The following is a 614-nucleotide window of genomic DNA, read 5'->3' as shown; positions in this document are numbered from 1 at the left end:
GTAGCCGTATCGGAAGGTGCGGCTGGATCACCTCCTTTCTAAGGATATACCTGATCACGTTGATGATCAGATAAATACTCAGGCAGTTATGTTTGCTCGCTCGTTGTCAGTTTTGAAAGAACAATGTTCTTTCTATATGGAGATCAAGGGCCTTTAGCTCAGCTGGTTAGAGCGCACCCCTGATAAGGGTGAGGTCGGTGGTTCGAGTCCACTAAGGCCCACCATTTTTTTAATTTCATATGGGGCCATAGCTCAGCTGGGAGAGCGCCTGCCTTGCAAGCAGGAGGTCAGCGGTTCGATCCCGCTTGGCTCCACCAAAACTAACATCGATGTCATGACAGCAGAACCAACATTTGGTTGTTGAATGTCGGTCCTGAACATGATAAGATGTATTTCCTGCCGATGAGGCAGAAGCTGCTTTAGCAGCGAGGTTTTGATGGTTAGGTATTTCTTTGACTCTTGTCACTGAAGCTTAATCAGCAAACAACCATTGCACCTTGAAAACTGGATAGCGAATGAAAAGTCTAGAACATCGCTGCTAACTGCGACTCACATAAGCGAGTCGAACAGTTACAGCCAATTAGCTGATTAGTTCTAACCGTAATGGAACGATC

At 46.3% G+C, this 614-nt stretch carries 2 tRNA genes; both read left to right on the top strand.

Annotation, left to right across the window (positions count from 1 at the left end):
* The first annotated feature begins 147 nt into the window (after positions 1-147).
* A tRNA-Ile gene (locus DNH61_RS02290) sits at positions 148-224 on the top strand.
* 17 nt (positions 225-241) lie between these two features.
* Positions 242-317 (top strand) — tRNA-Ala (locus DNH61_RS02285).
* The last annotated feature ends 297 nt before the right edge of the window (positions 318-614 follow it).

It is taken from the genome of Paenibacillus sambharensis, from assembly GCF_003233845.1.
Classification (GTDB): Bacteria; Bacillota; Bacilli; order Paenibacillales; family Paenibacillaceae; genus Paenibacillus_I; species Paenibacillus_I sambharensis.
The sequence above is the reverse complement of the archived record's forward strand: the minus strand, read 5'-3'. Positions and strand labels throughout refer to the sequence as shown.